18 protein-coding genes are annotated in these 16869 nt (G+C 37.2%); 10 read left to right on the top strand and 8 right to left on the bottom strand.

Annotated elements, in window-relative coordinates; translation table 11 throughout:
- Positions 1-120 precede the first annotated feature (120 nt).
- Positions 121-1065: an SPFH domain-containing protein gene (locus ACPEH5_RS01410; protein WP_042844138.1), complete on the bottom strand. Its 945-nt coding sequence runs from the start codon at positions 1063-1065 to the stop codon at positions 121-123.
- 260 nt (positions 1066-1325) lie between these two features.
- Positions 1326-2069: an aspartate/glutamate racemase family protein gene (locus ACPEH5_RS01405; RefSeq protein ID WP_071548005.1), complete on the bottom strand. Its 744-nt coding sequence runs from the start codon at positions 2067-2069 to the stop codon at positions 1326-1328.
- Positions 2070-2190: 121 nt separating this feature from the next.
- Between ACPEH5_RS01405 and ACPEH5_RS01400 the strand changes: the two genes are divergently transcribed.
- Positions 2191-3078, top strand: coding sequence for a LysR substrate-binding domain-containing protein (locus tag ACPEH5_RS01400; protein WP_042844140.1), 888 nt, complete (start codon positions 2191-2193; stop codon positions 3076-3078).
- A gap of 66 nt (positions 3079-3144) precedes the next feature.
- On the opposite strand, the gene ACPEH5_RS01395 is transcribed toward ACPEH5_RS01400, so the two are convergent.
- The gene (locus tag ACPEH5_RS01395) at positions 3145-4428 is read right to left on the bottom strand and encodes a dicarboxylate/amino acid:cation symporter (protein WP_042844141.1); all 1284 of its coding nucleotides are present in this window, start codon (positions 4426-4428) and stop codon (positions 3145-3147) included.
- Positions 4429-5255: 827 nt separating this feature from the next.
- Here ACPEH5_RS01395 and ACPEH5_RS01390 point away from each other — a divergent pair.
- The 5 genes from ACPEH5_RS01390 to ACPEH5_RS01370 all read left to right on the top strand — a co-directional run bounded on the left by ACPEH5_RS01390 (position 5256) and on the right by ACPEH5_RS01370 (position 9839).
- Positions 5256-6209, top strand: a complete 954-nt coding sequence (locus ACPEH5_RS01390) for a 2-keto-3-deoxygluconate permease 1 (RefSeq protein ID WP_042844142.1) — start codon at positions 5256-5258, stop codon at positions 6207-6209.
- A 10-nt stretch (positions 6210-6219) separates the two neighbouring features.
- The gene (dtnK, locus tag ACPEH5_RS01385) at positions 6220-7494 is read left to right on the top strand and encodes a D-threonate kinase (RefSeq protein ID WP_166685377.1); all 1275 of its coding nucleotides are present in this window, start codon (positions 6220-6222) and stop codon (positions 7492-7494) included.
- A gap of 16 nt (positions 7495-7510) precedes the next feature.
- Positions 7511-8467 carry a D-threonate 4-phosphate dehydrogenase gene (locus tag ACPEH5_RS01380; protein ID WP_042844362.1) on the top strand — a complete coding sequence of 319 codons (957 nt, stop codon included), beginning with the start codon at positions 7511-7513 and terminating at the stop codon, positions 8465-8467.
- Positions 8468-8470: 3 nt separating this feature from the next.
- Positions 8471-9241, top strand: coding sequence for a DeoR/GlpR family DNA-binding transcription regulator (locus ACPEH5_RS01375; protein ID WP_042844145.1), 771 nt, complete (start codon positions 8471-8473; stop codon positions 9239-9241).
- A gap of 166 nt (positions 9242-9407) precedes the next feature.
- Positions 9408-9839, top strand: a complete 432-nt coding sequence (locus tag ACPEH5_RS01370) for a carboxymuconolactone decarboxylase family protein (RefSeq protein WP_048606953.1) — start codon at positions 9408-9410, stop codon at positions 9837-9839.
- A 79-nt stretch (positions 9840-9918) separates the two neighbouring features.
- Here ACPEH5_RS01370 and map read toward each other — a convergent pair whose 3' ends face one another.
- Positions 9919-10689 carry a type I methionyl aminopeptidase gene (gene map / locus ACPEH5_RS01365; RefSeq protein ID WP_042844148.1) on the bottom strand — a complete coding sequence of 257 codons (771 nt, stop codon included), beginning with the start codon at positions 10687-10689 and terminating at the stop codon, positions 9919-9921.
- Positions 10682-10888 carry a ParD-like family protein gene (locus ACPEH5_RS01360; protein WP_048606948.1) on the bottom strand — a complete coding sequence of 69 codons (207 nt, stop codon included), beginning with the start codon at positions 10886-10888 and terminating at the stop codon, positions 10682-10684. Before ACPEH5_RS01360 ends, map begins: the two co-directional genes overlap by 8 nt.
- Before the next feature lie 302 nt (positions 10889-11190).
- Here ACPEH5_RS01360 and ACPEH5_RS01355 point away from each other — a divergent pair, with 302 nt between their 5' ends.
- Together ACPEH5_RS01355 and ACPEH5_RS01350 are read left to right on the top strand one after the other, a co-directional pair.
- Entirely contained in the window at positions 11191-11616 is a 426-nt protein-coding gene (locus ACPEH5_RS01355; RefSeq protein WP_042844149.1) for a universal stress protein, read from the top strand.
- Positions 11617-11756: 140 nt separating this feature from the next.
- Positions 11757-12185 (top strand): hypothetical protein, encoded by a 429-nt coding sequence (locus ACPEH5_RS01350; RefSeq protein WP_048606946.1) that lies wholly within the window; start codon positions 11757-11759, stop codon positions 12183-12185.
- A gap of 5 nt (positions 12186-12190) precedes the next feature.
- On the opposite strand, the gene ACPEH5_RS01345 is transcribed toward ACPEH5_RS01350, so the two are convergent.
- Both ACPEH5_RS01345 and ACPEH5_RS01340 read right to left on the bottom strand, forming a co-directional pair.
- Positions 12191-12964 carry a nucleotidyltransferase domain-containing protein gene (locus ACPEH5_RS01345; protein ID WP_281111445.1) on the bottom strand — a complete coding sequence of 258 codons (774 nt, stop codon included), beginning with the start codon at positions 12962-12964 and terminating at the stop codon, positions 12191-12193.
- Positions 12945-14174: a nicotinamide mononucleotide deamidase-related protein YfaY gene (locus tag ACPEH5_RS01340; RefSeq protein WP_131679939.1), complete on the bottom strand. Its 1230-nt coding sequence runs from the start codon at positions 14172-14174 to the stop codon at positions 12945-12947. Before ACPEH5_RS01340 ends, ACPEH5_RS01345 begins: the two co-directional genes overlap by 20 nt.
- 230 nt (positions 14175-14404) lie before the next feature.
- Between ACPEH5_RS01340 and ACPEH5_RS01335 the strand changes: the two genes are divergently transcribed.
- Both ACPEH5_RS01335 and ACPEH5_RS01330 read left to right on the top strand, forming a co-directional pair.
- On the top strand, positions 14405-14950 hold the full coding sequence (locus ACPEH5_RS01335) for a toxin-antitoxin system YwqK family antitoxin (RefSeq protein ID WP_042844153.1): 546 nt from the start codon (positions 14405-14407) through the stop codon (positions 14948-14950).
- Positions 14951-15123: 173 nt separating this feature from the next.
- Positions 15124-15591 carry a YcxB family protein gene (locus ACPEH5_RS01330; RefSeq protein ID WP_164975490.1) on the top strand — a complete coding sequence of 156 codons (468 nt, stop codon included), beginning with the start codon at positions 15124-15126 and terminating at the stop codon, positions 15589-15591.
- Between the two features lie 66 nt (positions 15592-15657).
- Here the strand turns inward: ACPEH5_RS01330 and fabV are convergent, their stop codons facing one another.
- Positions 15658-16857, bottom strand: coding sequence for an enoyl-ACP reductase FabV (gene fabV, locus ACPEH5_RS01325; RefSeq protein ID WP_042844155.1), 1200 nt, complete (start codon positions 16855-16857; stop codon positions 15658-15660).
- Between the last annotated feature and the right edge of the window lie 12 nt (positions 16858-16869).

Raw genomic sequence — 16869 nt, 5'->3', positions numbered from 1 at the left:
AGCTTATTAGACAACAAGTCGTTGGTCGATTTCGCGTCAATTGTGCTCAGTAAAATAAAAAACCAGCCCTAAATGAATAGAGCTGGTTTCAATAATATAATTTTTGTTAATCAGTGTTGATTATTGGCTATTTCGCATATCCATAATCATTTTACCGTCATAATCTGCGCCAACAACAATGTTAGGCACTTCACCTTTATATTTATGTGCTTTAATTTGTTCAATTTCTAACTGTTTCCAGTTAATCATTTCACGGGTGATTGTGCGTTGTAATATCGCATTAGCCTCTGCTTCCTTCTGAGCCGCATATAATTTTGCATCAGCCTCTTGACGCATCGCAAAAGAACTTGCTTGCGCATTACGTTCCCTCGCTATCGCTTGCTGTTCCGCTGATTCCCTTTCAGCTTCAGCAATCACCACTTTTTTCTGTGCTAACTCACGCTCTTTTTCGGCTTCTGCTTTCGCTTGGTTGATCTGCTCTTGGCGCATTTTAGTGTTGACCACTTGTTCCTGAACAACTTCTGGTAGAGTAATATCTTGGATCATGATTTCTTTTATTGTATACCCATATGGGGATGCATACCCTTGAATTGCATCACGGATAGACTCTTGAAGCTTCCTTTGTGTATCAGCCGTATACAGGTCTTGTGCATTAGCGACGTCTTTACCAAATTCGAGAATGGTTGAAATAAGCTTTTGGCGTACATATTTATCCAATGCCTCACTTTCAGTACCACCATTAATACGCAATACTGGTGCTTTAGCACCATCAAACTGTAGCATTACAGTAATATCGACAATCGATTTTAGCTTATCCTGTGAAGGCACTCTTAATTCCTTTAATGAAACACGAATGTCTTTCGTCGAATATGTATCGAAAGTAGTAAATGGGTTAATAGGGAAATGCAAACCTGCATCATAAGCGACAGGGTCTACTTTACCTAGAAATGTTCCCACTTTAACAGAACCGTCTTGCACAATTGTATATGAATTAATACCAATAATACCGATTACAAATAGCAATACTGCACCAACAACCAATTTAACCATTGATTTAAATTGCATGAGTTAATCCCTATCTAACAATATTAGTCATTATAATAAACCGACTATTGTCACTACTTATCGGACAACTACAAGTCTAATATTCCTAAAGTTAAAGGCTAACCCATCTATCCAACAAGATAAAACAGCTCAAATTACAGTCAATTAAAAATTGAATGCAAAAAAATCACAATTACATGTTATACATGCATTATTATATATTTATTATTTAATAGTTTTTATGTTTATCAGATTACCCCAGTGATGGCGAATGATAATTTTCAATGAAATTCAATTAATTTATTTGTTTTTTCTTCATCTACCTCTCTTTTCTCATCGATAGTATACCAATTAATAGCTTCTTTTATTAATGCTTCTGTTGCATCAATAAAATCCTCAGGGTTATTTTTTGAAAGCTCTTCTAATATTAAAGGAATTTCAGTGCAACCCATTACAAACTTATCAATACCACGTGATTTTAGTTGGCTAATATAAGGATAGAGCAACTCTCTTGCTTTAGCTAAATCACCCGATTTATATAAAATAATACTCTGCATTATTTTATATTGATTAACCTCATCGGGAACAATACATTCAATATTGTTCACATTTAGTTTTTCTTGATATAATTTAGTATGAATGGTTGCTGTCGTCGCCAATAGTGCTACCTTTTTAACATTATCCTCAATTATTTTTTTACATGCTGCATCAATAATGCTGATAAAATTAATATTAATTTCTTTCTTTAAGTCCTCATACCAATAATGTGCCGTATTACATGGCATAATAATGCAAGATACACCTGCACTTTCAAGTATTTTAAGTGAGTGTATCATTGCTGGTAATGGTGATGGCCCATTATAAATAATATTTTCTGTTCTATCTGGAATATCAGGCAATGACACAATAATAATAGGAATATGTTCTTGGTCCTTACTTGCATGTGTATTATTGATTAATTTAATAAAAGCATCCGCGGTTGCTCCGGGTCCCATTCCCCCTAACATACCTAATATTTTTTTCATAAGCCCTCCATCAAATTAATGATATCATGACATATTGTTAGCATTAGGTAATTGCAGAGTTTCTATAAGTCATGCTAAATTTGCATAGTAGATTAATAACTAAAAACCATTAGAGGACACAATGATCAGTAATCTTGAAATTAAATGGTTGCACGATATTGTTGTACTAGAAGAATGTAGAAGTTTTACGTTAGCTGCAGAAAAAAGAAATATATCACAGTCTTCTTTCAGCCGAAGAATTCAATCAATTGAATCATCGGTTGGCTTTGAAATATTTGATAGAAATACCAACCCATTACAACTTACCACACAAGGAAAAAGCTTTATTGTTTATGCCAGAAATTTACTTGATGACATTTATTTTCAAATAAACCGAATTAAAGGTATAGATAATGACAAGCAAAAAATTAATATTTCGGCTGCGCATTCACTTTCAGTATTTTTACTTCCTGACTTTATTTCACAATTTTCAAAAAATGTAGATAAGATTTTTTTTGTAGAGTCAATAAATGTTGATGAAGCAGTACATAAACTCAAAGAAGGGCAAAGTGATTTTATATTATCATTTTATAACGAAGAGTTAATGTCATCACCATTCTTACACACGAAAATACTAGAAAGCCGGCTACATCTTGTCTCTCCCTGCGACGAAAAAAAACGCCCTATTTTCAATATTGATAGCTCAACATTGCCTTTAATGAAGTATACAGATGAAAGCTATATGGGGAGGCAAGTCAACCAATTAATCAATAAATCAGATAACCTTCCCTTTGAACTTTCTTTTGTTTCATCTATGAGCGATGTATTAAAACGCATGATACTAACAGGTAGCGGCGTTGGTTGGTTACCTGATTACTCAATTAAAAATGAACTTGAAAAAAATGAATTAGCTATTTTAGACCCAAAATTATCAGTCACTATGGGGGTTTATATCTATCGAACCGAAGCTAGGTTAAATATCTCATCAGAACGCTTTTGGCAGTTTATGAGAAACCAAACTGCGCAATAACTACCAATGCTTAAAGAAATAGCCCTTCTGATAAGAAGGGCGTTAACTAGATAATAGTGACCATCACTATAAAGTTGTGGGTGTTTTTTCGCTCATCACTATTTCAGACTCCTCATTTACACGCCCTTTTCTCTCTTCTAAACGAGATATAACCGCGGTAGAGATACTGTTACCAACAACATTTGTTGCCGTTCTTCCCATATCAAGAAATTGATCGATGGCAAGTAATAGTAAAATCCCAGCTTCAGGTAAACTAAACATAGGTAATGTCGCGGCAACAACCACAATAGATGCCCTTGCTACACCAGCCATACCTTTACTCGTTACCATTAAGGTTAACAAAATAAGTATTTGCTCTGTGATACTCAAGTCAATCCCATAGGCATTCGCAATAAACAATACGGCAAAAGACTGGTACATCATTGAACCATCAAGGTTGAAGGAATAACCAAGAGGCAATACAAAACTTGTCACTTTTTTAGGGACACCATACTGATTTAAAGCTTCCATTGTTTTTGGATAAGCTGATTCACTACTTGCAGTTGCGAAAGCGAGAGCGACAGGCTCACGAATTAATTTCCCCAAACTAAAGACAGATTTTCCTAAGAAAACATAGCCAGCAAAGAAAAGTACTGCCCACAATACCGCTAAAGCAATATAGAAAAGCCCAATTAATTTCCCATAGTCATAAAGTAAACCTAAACCTTCAACCGTCACGGCTGAAGCAATTGCAGCGAATACCGCAATCGGTGCAAAGCTCATCACATAATCGGTAATACGGAACATGATGCGAGATAAGTCTTCAATTAAAGTCACTATGGGGCTTTTTTTGTCTTTACAAATAAATGCAAGACCAGAGCCAAAAAAGATTGAGAAAACTAATATCTGTAAAATTTCATTGTTCGCCATTGCTTCCGCAAAGCTTTTAGGGAAAATATGTGTGATGAAAGCTTTCAGAGTAAACCCTGATGTATTTAAACCACTATCTACCGCAGCCGCTGGAACTGTTAAATTTAAACCTACACCTAGTTGGAATACATTGACAAAAACCATTCCAATTAATAATGAAATTACAGCTGCTGAAATAAACCATACCATCGCTTTAATTGTAATACTACCAACAGAAGAAGAGCCTCCCATTGATACAATCCCTGACACGATTGTTGCAAATACAAGTGGTGCAATAATCATTTTTATTAAACGTAAAAAAACATCAGTAATAATATTCATATAAGATGCGATATTTTTTGCTTCTTCTACTGATGCGGCATAATTATGAAACCCCCATCCTAATATAATACCTAGAATAATAGCTATCATAATTTGTTTCATGAGTTTGTGTCTGTTCATTCGTACCCCTATTTTATTTATTTAAAGTCATAGTTATCACCTATAACCTTTTATTGGATGCGACTCTTGAGCCTGAAATCGATAGTTACATTTTTTTAACTTAAAGAGAAATGCAAATGGGCGAAATACCATGCAAAAAATGCATAAGACAATAATTTAATTTAACACACTGAGATATAAGGCTTTAAATAGAATAGACCTTACAATAAACCTAACATTATATTTTAAAAATTATCCTTTTTATTTAAAAAATTTATTTTATTTCAATGTTGATAAAAATAATTCTGTATTAGATTAAATACTGTTTGAATAAAAATAAGTTTAAAGACCGCTATCTACTTAACTAAAGCAAGTATGACTTATATAATGTTTGATACTTCTGATCCTTTCTTGTGGTCCTTTCTTCTACTGCATTTATTCATCTGGAAATTAGCCATAAAATAGAAGTGGTAATGCTAATTATTATAGTCAGTGAACAGTTAAATTTAGCAACGCTTATTATCTCACCTATTCAACTCCTCCTTTAAAATACGACTTTTATCCCGCTAAATTTGAACCAAGAAATGTTAGCTAATATGCCATCAATAAGCTTATGTGCATGATTGCAGTCATTAAATAGTCAACATGATCGATTTCAATCAAAGTATCGGTGCACTCCATACGCCCTATTTCTGAAGTTATCTCACTATATTTAACGATAAAAAGGCTGTTTATGAGTGAAAATGATACTTCTCCACTAAAAATCATTAATGAGATCTAGGTCACGGCTGTTTTATTTTGATTGAATATAATCATTATGACTAAAATAAATCATGGCGGAGAAAACCATGCAAATAAAAAAATCGATAGAACGCATACCTGGCGGCATGATGGTTGTGCCATTAGTCATCGGTGCTCTGATCAATACCTTTGCACCCCAGTCTCTCGAAATAGGAGGCTTTACCACTTCACTATTTAAAAATGGCGCTCCCGCACTGATAGGGGCGTTTTTACTGTGCATGGGGGCAGGCATTAGCTTCAAAGCAGCCCCTCAAGCCCTATTACAAGGCGGTACAATCACATTAACAAAATTAATTGTCGCTATCGCTCTCGGGCTCGGTGTCGATTACCTGTTTGGTATGGACGGCATCTTTGGTTTAACTGGCGTTGCAATTATTGCTGCTATGAGTAATTCAAATGGTGGCTTATACGCTGCGTTAGTGGGGGAATTTGGTAACAAACGGGATGTCGGTGCTATCTCAATTTTATCTCTCAATGATGGCCCTTTCTTTACCATGATCGCATTAGGTGCCGCAGGGATGGCAAATATTCCTTTAATGGCCTTAGTTGCAGTTCTCGTCCCACTGATTGTTGGTATGATTTTAGGTAACTTAGATCCGCATATGCGTGACTTCCTGACAAAAGGCGGGCCAATATTAATCCCTTTCTTTGCTTTCGCATTAGGTGCAGGGATCAACTTAGAAATGCTATTACAAGGGGGCTTAGCGGGAATTTTATTAGGTGCCCTCACCACATTTGTTGGAGGTTGGTTCAATATCAGAGCTGACCGTTTAGTTGGCGGCTCAGGTATTGCTGGCGCAGCCGCATCAAGTACCGCTGGCAATGCCGTTGCAACGCCACTGGCAATCGCCCAAGCAGACCCATCCCTTGAAGCAATTGCGCTATCTGCAGCCCCATTGATTGCAGCCTCGGTGATCACAACAGCCATTTTAACCCCAGTTCTGACGTCTTGGGTCGCTAAACGTCAACAAGCTAAACAGCCTCAAGCTGCCGAAGAGTGAGGAATTAGTCATGAAACTACTCGTTATTGCGGACGATTTTACAGGCGCCAATGATACTGGCGTCCAGTTTGCAAAAAAACAGGCTCGAACTGAGATATTACTCGATAGCACACAAAAACATTCGTGGTTTGCTGATGTCGTGGTGCTCAACACCGAAAGCCGTGCACTAAATGCAGAAACTGCCTCGGATAATCTCCGAGGTAGCTTAAAACCCTTTTTATCACAAACTGAAAAGCCTTTAATTTATAAGAAAATTGACTCAACATTCCGCGGTAATATCGGCATAGAAATTGAAACGGTTATGTCTGAAGCCAATCTTAAACTCGCTATTGTTGCCGCAGCTATTCCTGCTGCTGGACGAGTAACCTTAAACGGTGAGTGCTTAGTTAATGGAAAGCCACTGATAGAAACTGAGTTCGCATCTGACCCAAAAACACCCGTAGTTTCATCACGTATACAAACGATAATTCATCAGCAAACTGCTCTTCCCGTGATCGAGATCTCTTTAGAACAAATACGTTCAGGGCAGTTCGCAACATGGCTACAAGCACAAGCGCCTACACAAGCAACTATTATTGTTACCGATGCCGAAAATGAGCGTGATTTAACCTTAATCGCTGAGGCCGTTTCCTCATTAGTTGAACCTTGCCTATTAGTCGGAGCCGCTGGGTTTGCAAATGCCTTACCTGAAGATAATTTTATGAGTAAAAGGCGAGGATTACCGCTATTTATCGTTGCAGGCTCCATGAGTAGCGCGACCATTGAGCAAGTAAATTATGCACAAACACACTGTAATGCCAGCGTCATTGATATTGATGTAACACAGATCCTTGCATCCAATACACAAAATGACTACATGGCTGCACTTATTAAAGAAGTTAGTCATACATTAAACCAACAAAAACACACCATCATACGTAGTAGTCGAGATGTGCAAGATAGGCATCATATTGATGAGCTATGCATAACCTATGGCATGACGCGTAATGAATTGGGAAAAACAATCAGCGACTTTATTAGTTTGCTGACATTAAACACGCTGTCTGTTGCCAGCATCGGGGGACTTTTTTTAACTGGTGGTGATATCGCTATTGCGGTTGCCAATACTTTGGGAGCAAAAGGTTATCGAATCCAATCTGAGGTTATGCCATGTATACCTTGTGGCACCTTTATTGATAGTGAAATCGATGACTTGCCCGTCATAACAAAAGCGGGAGGGTTTGGCCAAATAACCACTTTATGCGAAGCCATCAAATATATTGAGGAAATTTATTGTGAAAAATAATGTCGTTGCTATTACTATGGGTGACCCTGCGGGAATTGGCCCTGAGATTATCGTTAAATCCCTTGCCGAAGGTGAATTAGCAGGAGCTCCCGCTGTTGTTATTGGTTGTGCAGCAACAATGCAACGTTTAATTACATCGGGTTTGGTTCCTCAAGTAAAACTTAATATCATAAACAATATCAATGAAGCCCAGTTTTCGGCCGATACTATCAATATCATTGATGAACCTTTAGCTGCCCCTGATGAACTTGTCGCGGGCAAAGTTCAAGCACAAGCCGGTGACTTAGCATTTCGCTGTATCAAACGAGCAACTGAGCTTGCGCTGGCTGGTGACGTTAAAGCAATTGCTACTGCGCCATTAAATAAAGAAGCTTTGCACCTTGCAGGGCATAATTATCCTGGGCATACCGAACTCCTTGCCCAGCTAACGAATACTAAAGATTATGCCATGGTGCTTTACACTGAAAAATTAAAAGTCATTCATGTCACAACCCATATCGCATTACGAAAATTTTTAGACACATTAAACAGCGAACGTGTTGTTACTGTGACTCGCATTGCATCGGATTTTTTAAAACGAGTTGGCATTGAAAAACCACGTATTGCTATTGCAGGGGTTAATCCCCATGCTGGAGAAAACGGTTTATTTGGTGACGAAGAAATCGTATATTTACAACCTGCTATAGAACAGGTAAGGTCTGAAGGCATCGATGCGTATGGTCCTTGTCCCCCAGACACTGTATTTTTACAAGCTTATCAAGGGCAGTACGATATGGTTGTTGCAATGTACCATGACCAAGGCCATATCCCATTAAAATTATTAGGTTTTTATGATGGTGTTAATATCACTGCTGGCCTTCCATTCTTACGCACATCTGCGGATCATGGAACCGCATTTGATATTGCTTGGACAGGCAAAGCAAACCCTGAAAGCATGGCTATTTCCCTTAAACTTGCAATGAATGTAGTGTAATCAATGAGCACAATGGATAGATTGGATTTAATACTTGAGTACCTTAAACAGCATAACCTTGTGACTGTTGATGAGCTTGTACAAGCATTATCTGTTTCTGCGGCCACTATCCGGCGTGATTTAATTAAACTAGATGAAACTGGGGTTATATCTCGCACTCATGGTGGGGTAACGCTAAATCGTTTTATTCCAGTGCAACCCACGACAGTCGAAAAAAACCAACGTAACCTAAGAGAAAAGCGGGCTATTGCAAAAGCAGCAGCCCGTTTAATTGAACCGGGAAACACCGTCCTTCTTGATGCAGGGACTACTATGCTTGAGCTAGCTCGCGAGCTAACGCATATGCCGCTGCGCGTTGTGACCGCCGACCTTCACATTGCCCTTTTCCTTTGCGAGTTTAAACAGATAGAAGTAACCATTATTGGTGGGCGTATTGATGATAGCAGCCAATCCTGCATCGGTGAGCATGGACGAAGCCTTCTTCGTAGTATCTACCCGGACATTGCATTTATTAGTTGCAACTCTTGGAGCTTGAGTAAAGGGATCACGACACCAACTGAAGAAAAAGCAGGTCTAAAACGTGATCTTATTAAAAATGCAACACAATCTGTTATGTTAGCGGATAGCAGCAAGTACGGGAAATGGTCATTATTTCGCGTTGCCCAAATGGATGAACTGACTCATATTATTACAGACAATCACCTTCCTCCCGATGTTCAACAGCAATTTAGTCACTCTTGTAGCGCTAAACTATTACTGGTCCCCAGTAATTAATCTGTTAAGCAGCCTATACAACCATCACTCCTCTTCGTCGGCGAATAAGTATATACTCACTTAAAATTAGTATAAAAATATGACTAAAAGCCCGACTAATAAAAGATTCATAAAAATATTTTTAATATTGTATTTATCTAATAACGGAACTTACGAGGAATTATCCATGAGTGCACTAAGACTGGCTTATCCGACATTATCCCCTGATGCCTATAAAGGGCTTATTGATTGTAAAAATGCACTCAATAAAAGTGGATTAGGCAAAGAACTTGTTGAACTTGTTTACTTAAGGGTTTCTCAAATCAATGGCTGCGCTTTTTGCCTAGATATGCATGCCAATTCCTTACGCTCTTCGGGGGTTAGCAATAAAAAAATTGACACGCTAGCAGGTTGGCAAGTTAGCCATCATTTCGACCCGAAAGAACGAGCCGCATTAGCTTGGACTGAAGCGGTTGTGAATATCGCCACAAGTGGTACATCGGATGAGCTATTTGAAACACTAAAAACCCATTTTACCGATGTACAAATTTCAGACCTTACTATAGCCATTGGGTTAATGAGTGCATTTAATCGCATAGCAATCGCACTAAGGCAATAATTAATAACAATCAGCCAGTTTGCCATCGATTACTGATCACAAACTGGTATTTTAGTTTTATCTAATAATTTATAAGGGGCTATTTTTCTTCATCTCGTAATGTCAGTACTTCATAACCGTCTTTAGTCACTAATACTGTATGCTCTGATTGCGCTGATAATTTTTTGTCTCGAGTCACTACCGTCCAACCATCTTTTTTGGTTTTAATTTTCATTCCACCTTGGTTAATCATCGGTTCTATCGTAAATGTCATGCCTTCTTTTAATTCAATTCCTTTACCGCGTACACCATAATGCAGCACTTGTGGATCTTCATGCATTTCACGCCCAATCCCATGTCCGCAATATTCCCTAACGACACTATACCCATGAGACTCCGCATAATGTTGGATTGCTGAACCAATATCACCCAATGTGGCACCTGGTTTAACTTGTTTAATTCCTTCCCACATCGCAGCATAAGTATCTTTAACTAGCTTACGTGCTAAAGGGGAGGCTTCTGGCATAACATACATTTTGCTAGAATCAGCAATAAAGCCATTTTTTTCTAATGTGATATCAACATTAATAATATCTTTTGCTTTTACTATTTCATCTGTTTTAGGAACGCCGTGGCAAACAACTTCATTCAATGAAGTATTCAAAACATACTGGTAACCATATTGCCCTTTACTTGCAGGACGTGCCTGCAATTCATTAACAATGTAACTCTCAACTTTGTCGTTAATTTCCATCGTCGAAATACCCGGAACCATAATAGAATCGAGCATCTTAAATACGCTAGCTAAGAGCCTTCCTGACTCACGCATGAGTTCAATTTCATCTGCTGTTTTAATTTTAATGTTATTCATGAACTTTTCCTTTTGATTCAATAGACTCTTTTTCTAGCATTTCGCTGATTAGCATAGTAAATGTTTTATGCGGATTTAATTCAGCTTGCATACCAACTTTGATCCAAAACTCTGCCTGTGAGTTAATTGAACGAGACATTACTTGGCTTGCATGACGTAAATAATCATGTAATTCATCTGAAATTTTAACAATCCCCAAAATACCCTCACAATACAAAATAGATACAAACCATATACGGATCATATAACATTGAATTAACCGATAAAAGAGCGATAACGGTCAATAGCACAAACCGCATTAAAATTTTTGATTGCGTATTGAGTAAGTTATTGAGATTGAATACTTCATCAAAGTATTTGCCTAATTAACATGCTAACCTTAGTTTTAGAGGCATATTTTATTCTATAATTAGCTATGTCTATTTTATCGGTTTACCGCCCTATTTTTGTAAAAATAAAGCTTAATGGTTGCATGTTCACAAGATGATAGCTGGAGAAAAAATGTACACTAAAATCTTAGTCCCCATTGATATTACAGAAAAAAGCTTAGCTCATTTAGTCATGCCTCATATTCAGCACCTATCTGAGTATGAAAAATCGCAAGTTCATTTTTTAGCGGTTATCCCTACCATTCCCTTTTATACAACAATGGGTTTTGGTTTTGCAGAAAAAGCCGATAGCGAACAAGAGAGCGTAACCAAAAAACTAGCAGAGATTATTAAAGAATTTAAAATTCCCGCTGATAAATATAGTGCACAAGTTCTGATGGGTACCCCAAGGGATGAAATCTTACGAGTTGCAGAAGAAATTAATGCAGATTTAATTGTTATCGGCTCACGTCGACCAAGTATGTCCACTTATTTCTTGGGGTCGACCGCCTCAATGGTTATTCAAAACTCTAAAGTTTCTGTTCTCACAGTACGATAAAACCCTTATCAAAAATAATAAAATGCGGCTCCAGCCAAGTTAGCTTACGTTTAATCATTTATCCTAAATATATTTAAAATAAACCTAGTTAACTTATAATCAATACAAATAAAACTTTATCTTTTTACTTAAGGGATTTAATGAAAAAGTATCTACTCGGGGTCAGTATTACTATAAATGTTATTTTAGCTATTGCTTTAATTACTACTATTATGATGTTTTTCAACATAAAAAGTAAAATTAATACCATGGTTGAACAGATAAAATCAGGGGAATATATTGAGCTGGTTAAGCAAAACTCACAACAACTCTTACCTGATTCACTAAAAGAACTGAGCACCATAGAAATCACTGACAACCCATGTGGGTATTTCTACCAAAAAGTTGACAGTACAGTAGAATATTTAAACAACAACCCTGACATAATTGGCGCTGAAACTTATGCAAGCCAGCTAACAAGCCTAAAAGGTGCAATCGATAAAACACCATCAGTTTTAAAAGAGAAAGCCTGTAGAAAAGGCATTTCAAGCTTCAATTACATAATTGAATCAATACAATCAGAAAAATAATAAGCTTAACCCGCTATATTTCTTTCATGATCTAACCAATTAATAAAGGCTATTAAATTATCTATAAATTGGTTAGTATCAGCTGAAGGATGTAAACTCTGAGTAAAAAAATAATCTAATCGACTTTTTTGCTCAGGGTATCTACCCGTAAATTTTTGCATATAATCCTTTAAACTACTTGACCAATCCCGGTCAGTATCTAACCTTAATACATCTGTTGAACGTATTAATTTCCTTGCAGCCGCTCTTTGTAATAACTTTAATTCATCGAAATTATTGCAATTTTTTATTTTCTGTATATAGCCATTTAGCACCTCAACAAAATCACCATTCACCGCTTCAGCAATCTGCCGTGAAGGCATAAAAGGATTAAATTGGGTAGACAAATCCGCCCCGTAAATACAACGGCATTGGTGCTTTATCCAATACCCCCAGCTATATAAATTATCTTTATCGACAACTTCAGAGTATAAACCTATATCAAAGTCTATTTTACTAACGTTGCTGTACTGAGTGACTAATTGTAGTTGCATTTCAGTTAGCCCAGCATTCTCTTGTACAGTCGCTGGTTGCAATAAAATGACACAAAGGTCGAGATCCGATTGCTGAGGCGTTGCGCTTCCCCTCGCAACGCTTCCATATACATAAACACTATGTAATTTCGTTTTGAATAGCCAAGCGAGTTGCTCCACTGTTTCAGTAATTATTTCCTGAAATGCCGATTGGATTGGAACCTCTTCTAGCATTGGAATATAACCATTAAGATTTAACGTCATCATTTAGCTCATTATCCAGAACCAAAGTCTCAACTTGAACTAACCACTCATAATAACCAATAACTTCTCGAGCATTTAACCAGCGCGACAGCATATCTAACATTAACATGACGCTCACTTCTTGTTTTTCTTTTTGGCTATGATTATTAGGTAAGTAGTGTATCCGCTGTGCATAGCTTCCTGTTGGTGTTGATAGCGCTACATTTAAGTATTGGTCATGATAATCACCAATTGCGAGCCCAATCTGTACGGATTGTTGAGCTGCATTATCTTTGGCTTGTTGCAATAGGCTTATTAAGCTTTGTTCCGACTGCGGAACAATAACTTGACCATGATGCACTAAGATATTAGCCGCATTTAATGTCCAATTTAATAAACCTGCGCTAAATTGTTCACTCAGCGCTATTTGGAGCCCCCTATCTTGTAATTGTTTAGCAATTTTCTGAGCAAAACCTTCCGTCCCCTCAAAAATCATATTATCGCCAACACCTTGTTTAATCGCATGCCAGCATTTCTCCATTTGTTGGCGTCGTGATGCAGGCCCTGTCAGTTTTAATTCAATAATTGGCATTGATGAACGATATCCAAGCACACAATCATCCGGTAAAGAGATACTATCAAACTGTTTTGCCAAACTACTTTCGCTACGCCCAAAACTAGTTAAACGCAAACAAACTGGCGGTTCCGGTAATGTAAATTTCTCACGTATTTGAGGTAAGATTTGTTCAGTAATCATGACCTTAAATTCTGAAGGAACCCCAGGCGTGAAAAAAAGCACACAATCATTTAGTTTTAATGAAAAACCACAAGCAGTTCCAACGGGGTTATCAATTAATTCTGCATTTTCAGGTAATAATGCCTGCTTGCGATTCGTTTCAGGCATGACTCGCCCTCTCGCAATAAAATAGTTTTCCATAACCGTAACCCACTGTGAGTGTTCTACCAGAGGAACTCCCACAGCTTTAGCCGCTGCTAATGCACTTAAATCATCGCTTGTTGGGCCGAGCCCTCCATTAACAATCAGAATGTCTGCATGTAAGCTGCGTTCAAGAAAAGTAGAGATTAAACTCTCTAAATCATCCCCAACTGTCGTTCTGCTAGATAAAGGAAGCCCTTGCTGAAAGAAATAATCCGCCAACCAAGCCGCATTTGTATCGATTATTTGCCCATGTAAAACTTCATCGCCGGTACTTAACATTTCAACAACTAACATCCATGACTCCCTTTTTTACAAAATCACTTAACTTCATTAAATTACCTTATAATCGTCCTGACTAAAATCAGTTATTTAAAAATGTTCAAATAAACGATAAAAACAAATGCTGGGCTTATAACTAAAAATGAATAAATTAAGATAATTCTCACAACACGCCGTTATAAAAAGGCTATAGTCATATAGTTATTTGAATCAATTATTTTTTTACAGCAAATAATAGGGTTTATATGTTAATGCTAAATCGTTTTAAATCAGTTGTATTATGTTCTCTAGTTTTATTTATCTCAGGGTGCCAACTCGCTACTTCCTCAAAATCAGAATCCAAATTTTCATCCTTAGATGAACTTAAAAATATTGAATTTCCGTCCACAAAAGCACCAAAAGGTATTTCGGATGGGCCATTTGGAATGGAATATGATAATGGTAAACCAGAATTCAAAACATGGATAAAAAAAGGATGTTTCGACAAATACATCAAAACCTATTATGAAAATGGGAATCCAGAATCTGACATTCAACTTAAAGATTGTTTAGTCAACGGAACTATACGTAATTATCATAAGAATGGGCGTATTGATCTTGAGATGACGGTAAACAAAGGTAAATTATCAGGTCCATTTACAATTTTCCATGATACCGCAAGCAATAAACCTAATATTACAGGTACATTTAATAATGGTGTACTCGTAGGTACGGTAACAGAATTTGATGAAAACGGTACAGTCACTGGCAGAGCCGTCATTCGAAATGGCGAAGTTTTTATAGAACAATAATCACTTAGCTTATTTTTTGAAGAAACTAATCTGATTGTTTATTTTATATAAGCGATCAGATTTACACCTCCCACAATTATCGTTACTATCCTCACTATAACCACTCTATAAAACAACCTAAAAACCTGATTATGATAGATCCAATTTCTGTAATACTTAATCGTGCAGATTATATGAAATTCAGTCGTTACAGCCATAAAAATCATTATTTCACTAAAGATAAAACCAATAATTTACCTTTTTTAGTTTTAGTCATGATTTTTGTCGTTGCCTGTGTTTTCACTTTTCGGTATTTTAATGCAACCTTACCAATTATATTCACTTCATTTTTACTAGCAGTACTGCTGTTTATCACTTTTGCATTACGTCTTGTTCAGGTCCTAAATAAAGCAATTCCTGATGATAATGGTTTTTTATTTACTGAACGAGAATATTGTATTGATGAAGAAGGTATACATGAGAAAAGTATCCATGGAACTTCTTTAATAAAATGGAGTGCTGTACAATTTATTAGAACCGATGGTGATTTATTATATCTGTACTTGGATAGAATCTACGCAATTATTATCCCCGCTCGTAGTTTCGCATCAGAACAAGCCAGCCAACAATTCATCCAATATGTGAAAAGTAAAATAGATTAATAGATAATATAAAACCCGCATTGATAAATGCGGGTTTTAATCACAGCTTTTATGATATTAAAGCAATTAAATGAGTTCTTTTACTTCAAAGTTAACTTCACCGCTTAAATCAGCATCATAATCAACACCATCTAAGCCGAAACCAAATAAGCGTAAAAATTCAGCTTTATACCCTTGGTAATCTGTTAATTCATTGATGTTATTATCATTAAGCTGCTGCCAAATTTCGCGACATGTACTTTGTACATCATCACGCAGCTCCCAATCATCTAAGCGCAAACGGTGCTTTTCATCTGTTTCAGGTGACGTGCCTGTAAACAATTTAGTTGCGAATAAACGTTGGATTTGTTCGATGCAGCCTTCATGTATCCCCTGCTCTTTCATGATCTTAAATACAATTGAGATATAAAGAGGCATCACAGGAATAGCTGAAGACGCTTGAGTAACGACAGATTTTAATACTGCGACGTACGCAGCCCCACCCTTCGCTTGCAATTTTTGGTTGATTGCATACGCAGCGCGGTCTAAATCTTCTTTAGCTTTACCTAACGTCCCATGCCAGTATATTGGCCAAGTCAAATCTGTACCGATATAAGAATAAGCCACAGACTGTGCATTGTCTGCCAGAACACCGGCTTCATCTAATGCGTTCATCCACAGTTCCCAGTCTTGCCCGCCCATCACCTTAACGGTATCAGCAATTTCTTGTTCATTTGCAGGTTCAACAACGGCTTCAATCAGCACATCTTTGTTGGTATCCAACGCAACTGATTTATACGGTTCACCGATAGGTTTTAACGCAGAACGTACCACTTCACCTGTCTCTGGCATTTTACGAACGGGTGATGCAAGTGAATAAACAACAAGGTCAATTTGGCCTAAATCTTGTTTGATTAAATCAATGACGGTTTGACGGCATTCATTCGAGAAGGCATCACCATTGATGCTTTTTGCATATAGCCCCTCTTCTTTTGCTGCTTTATCAAAACCGGCTGAGTTATACCAACCTGCAGAGCCTGTCTTACTTTCACTGCCTGGTTTTTCAAAAAAAACGCCGATAGTAGCCGCACCGCTGCCAAATGCAGCATTGATACGAGATGCTAGACCATAACCGGTGGATGCCCCAATAACTAGAACTTTTTTAGGGCCATTTTTCAGCTCGCCGCGTGATTTCACGTAGGCTATTTGCTCACGTACATTGGCTTCACAGCCTGCTGGATGAGCTGTAGTACAGATAAAACCACGAATTTTAGGTTTGATAATCATAATAATTTTTTC

It is taken from the genome of Providencia sp. NPDC089933 (assembly GCF_049545585.1).
Classification (GTDB): Bacteria; Pseudomonadota; Gammaproteobacteria; order Enterobacterales; family Enterobacteriaceae; genus Providencia; species Providencia huashanensis.
Note: the sequence above shows the minus strand (reverse complement) of the source record. Positions and strands in the feature narration are given on the sequence as shown.

What these genes read in the sequence shown, in the direction of transcription:
- ACPEH5_RS01380 (WP_042844362.1), top strand. Translation starts at nt 7,511, where the DNA reads ATGGGTGACCCTGCGGGAATTGGCCCTGAGATTATCGTTAAATCCCTT.
- ACPEH5_RS01410 (WP_042844138.1), bottom strand. Translation starts at nt 1,065, where the DNA reads ATGCAATTTAAATCAATGGTTAAATTGGTTGTTGGTGCAGTATTGCTA.
- ACPEH5_RS01345 (WP_281111445.1), bottom strand. Translation starts at nt 12,964, where the DNA reads ATGATGACGTTAAATCTTAATGGTTATATTCCAATGCTAGAAGAGGTT.
- ACPEH5_RS01395 (WP_042844141.1), bottom strand. Translation starts at nt 4,428, where the DNA reads ATGAACAGACACAAACTCATGAAACAAATTATGATAGCTATTATTCTA.
- map (WP_042844148.1), bottom strand. Translation starts at nt 10,689, where the DNA reads ATGAATAACATTAAAATTAAAACAGCAGATGAAATTGAACTCATGCGT.
- ACPEH5_RS01370 (WP_048606953.1), top strand. Translation starts at nt 9,408, where the DNA reads ATGAGTGCACTAAGACTGGCTTATCCGACATTATCCCCTGATGCCTAT.
- ACPEH5_RS01375 (WP_042844145.1), top strand. Translation starts at nt 8,471, where the DNA reads ATGAGCACAATGGATAGATTGGATTTAATACTTGAGTACCTTAAACAG.
- ACPEH5_RS01390 (WP_042844142.1), top strand. Translation starts at nt 5,256, where the DNA reads ATGCAAATAAAAAAATCGATAGAACGCATACCTGGCGGCATGATGGTT.
- dtnK (WP_166685377.1), top strand. Translation starts at nt 6,220, where the DNA reads ATGAAACTACTCGTTATTGCGGACGATTTTACAGGCGCCAATGATACT.
- ACPEH5_RS01340 (WP_131679939.1), bottom strand. Translation starts at nt 14,174, where the DNA reads ATGTTAGTTGTTGAAATGTTAAGTACCGGCGATGAAGTTTTACATGGG.
- ACPEH5_RS01330 (WP_164975490.1), top strand. Translation starts at nt 15,124, where the DNA reads ATGAAATTCAGTCGTTACAGCCATAAAAATCATTATTTCACTAAAGAT.
- ACPEH5_RS01400 (WP_042844140.1), top strand. Translation starts at nt 2,191, where the DNA reads ATGATCAGTAATCTTGAAATTAAATGGTTGCACGATATTGTTGTACTA.
- ACPEH5_RS01405 (WP_071548005.1), bottom strand. Translation starts at nt 2,069, where the DNA reads ATGAAAAAAATATTAGGTATGTTAGGGGGAATGGGACCCGGAGCAACC.
- ACPEH5_RS01350 (WP_048606946.1), top strand. Translation starts at nt 11,757, where the DNA reads ATGAAAAAGTATCTACTCGGGGTCAGTATTACTATAAATGTTATTTTA.
- ACPEH5_RS01335 (WP_042844153.1), top strand. Translation starts at nt 14,405, where the DNA reads ATGTTAATGCTAAATCGTTTTAAATCAGTTGTATTATGTTCTCTAGTT.
- fabV (WP_042844155.1), bottom strand. Translation starts at nt 16,857, where the DNA reads ATGATTATCAAACCTAAAATTCGTGGTTTTATCTGTACTACAGCTCAT.
- ACPEH5_RS01355 (WP_042844149.1), top strand. Translation starts at nt 11,191, where the DNA reads ATGTACACTAAAATCTTAGTCCCCATTGATATTACAGAAAAAAGCTTA.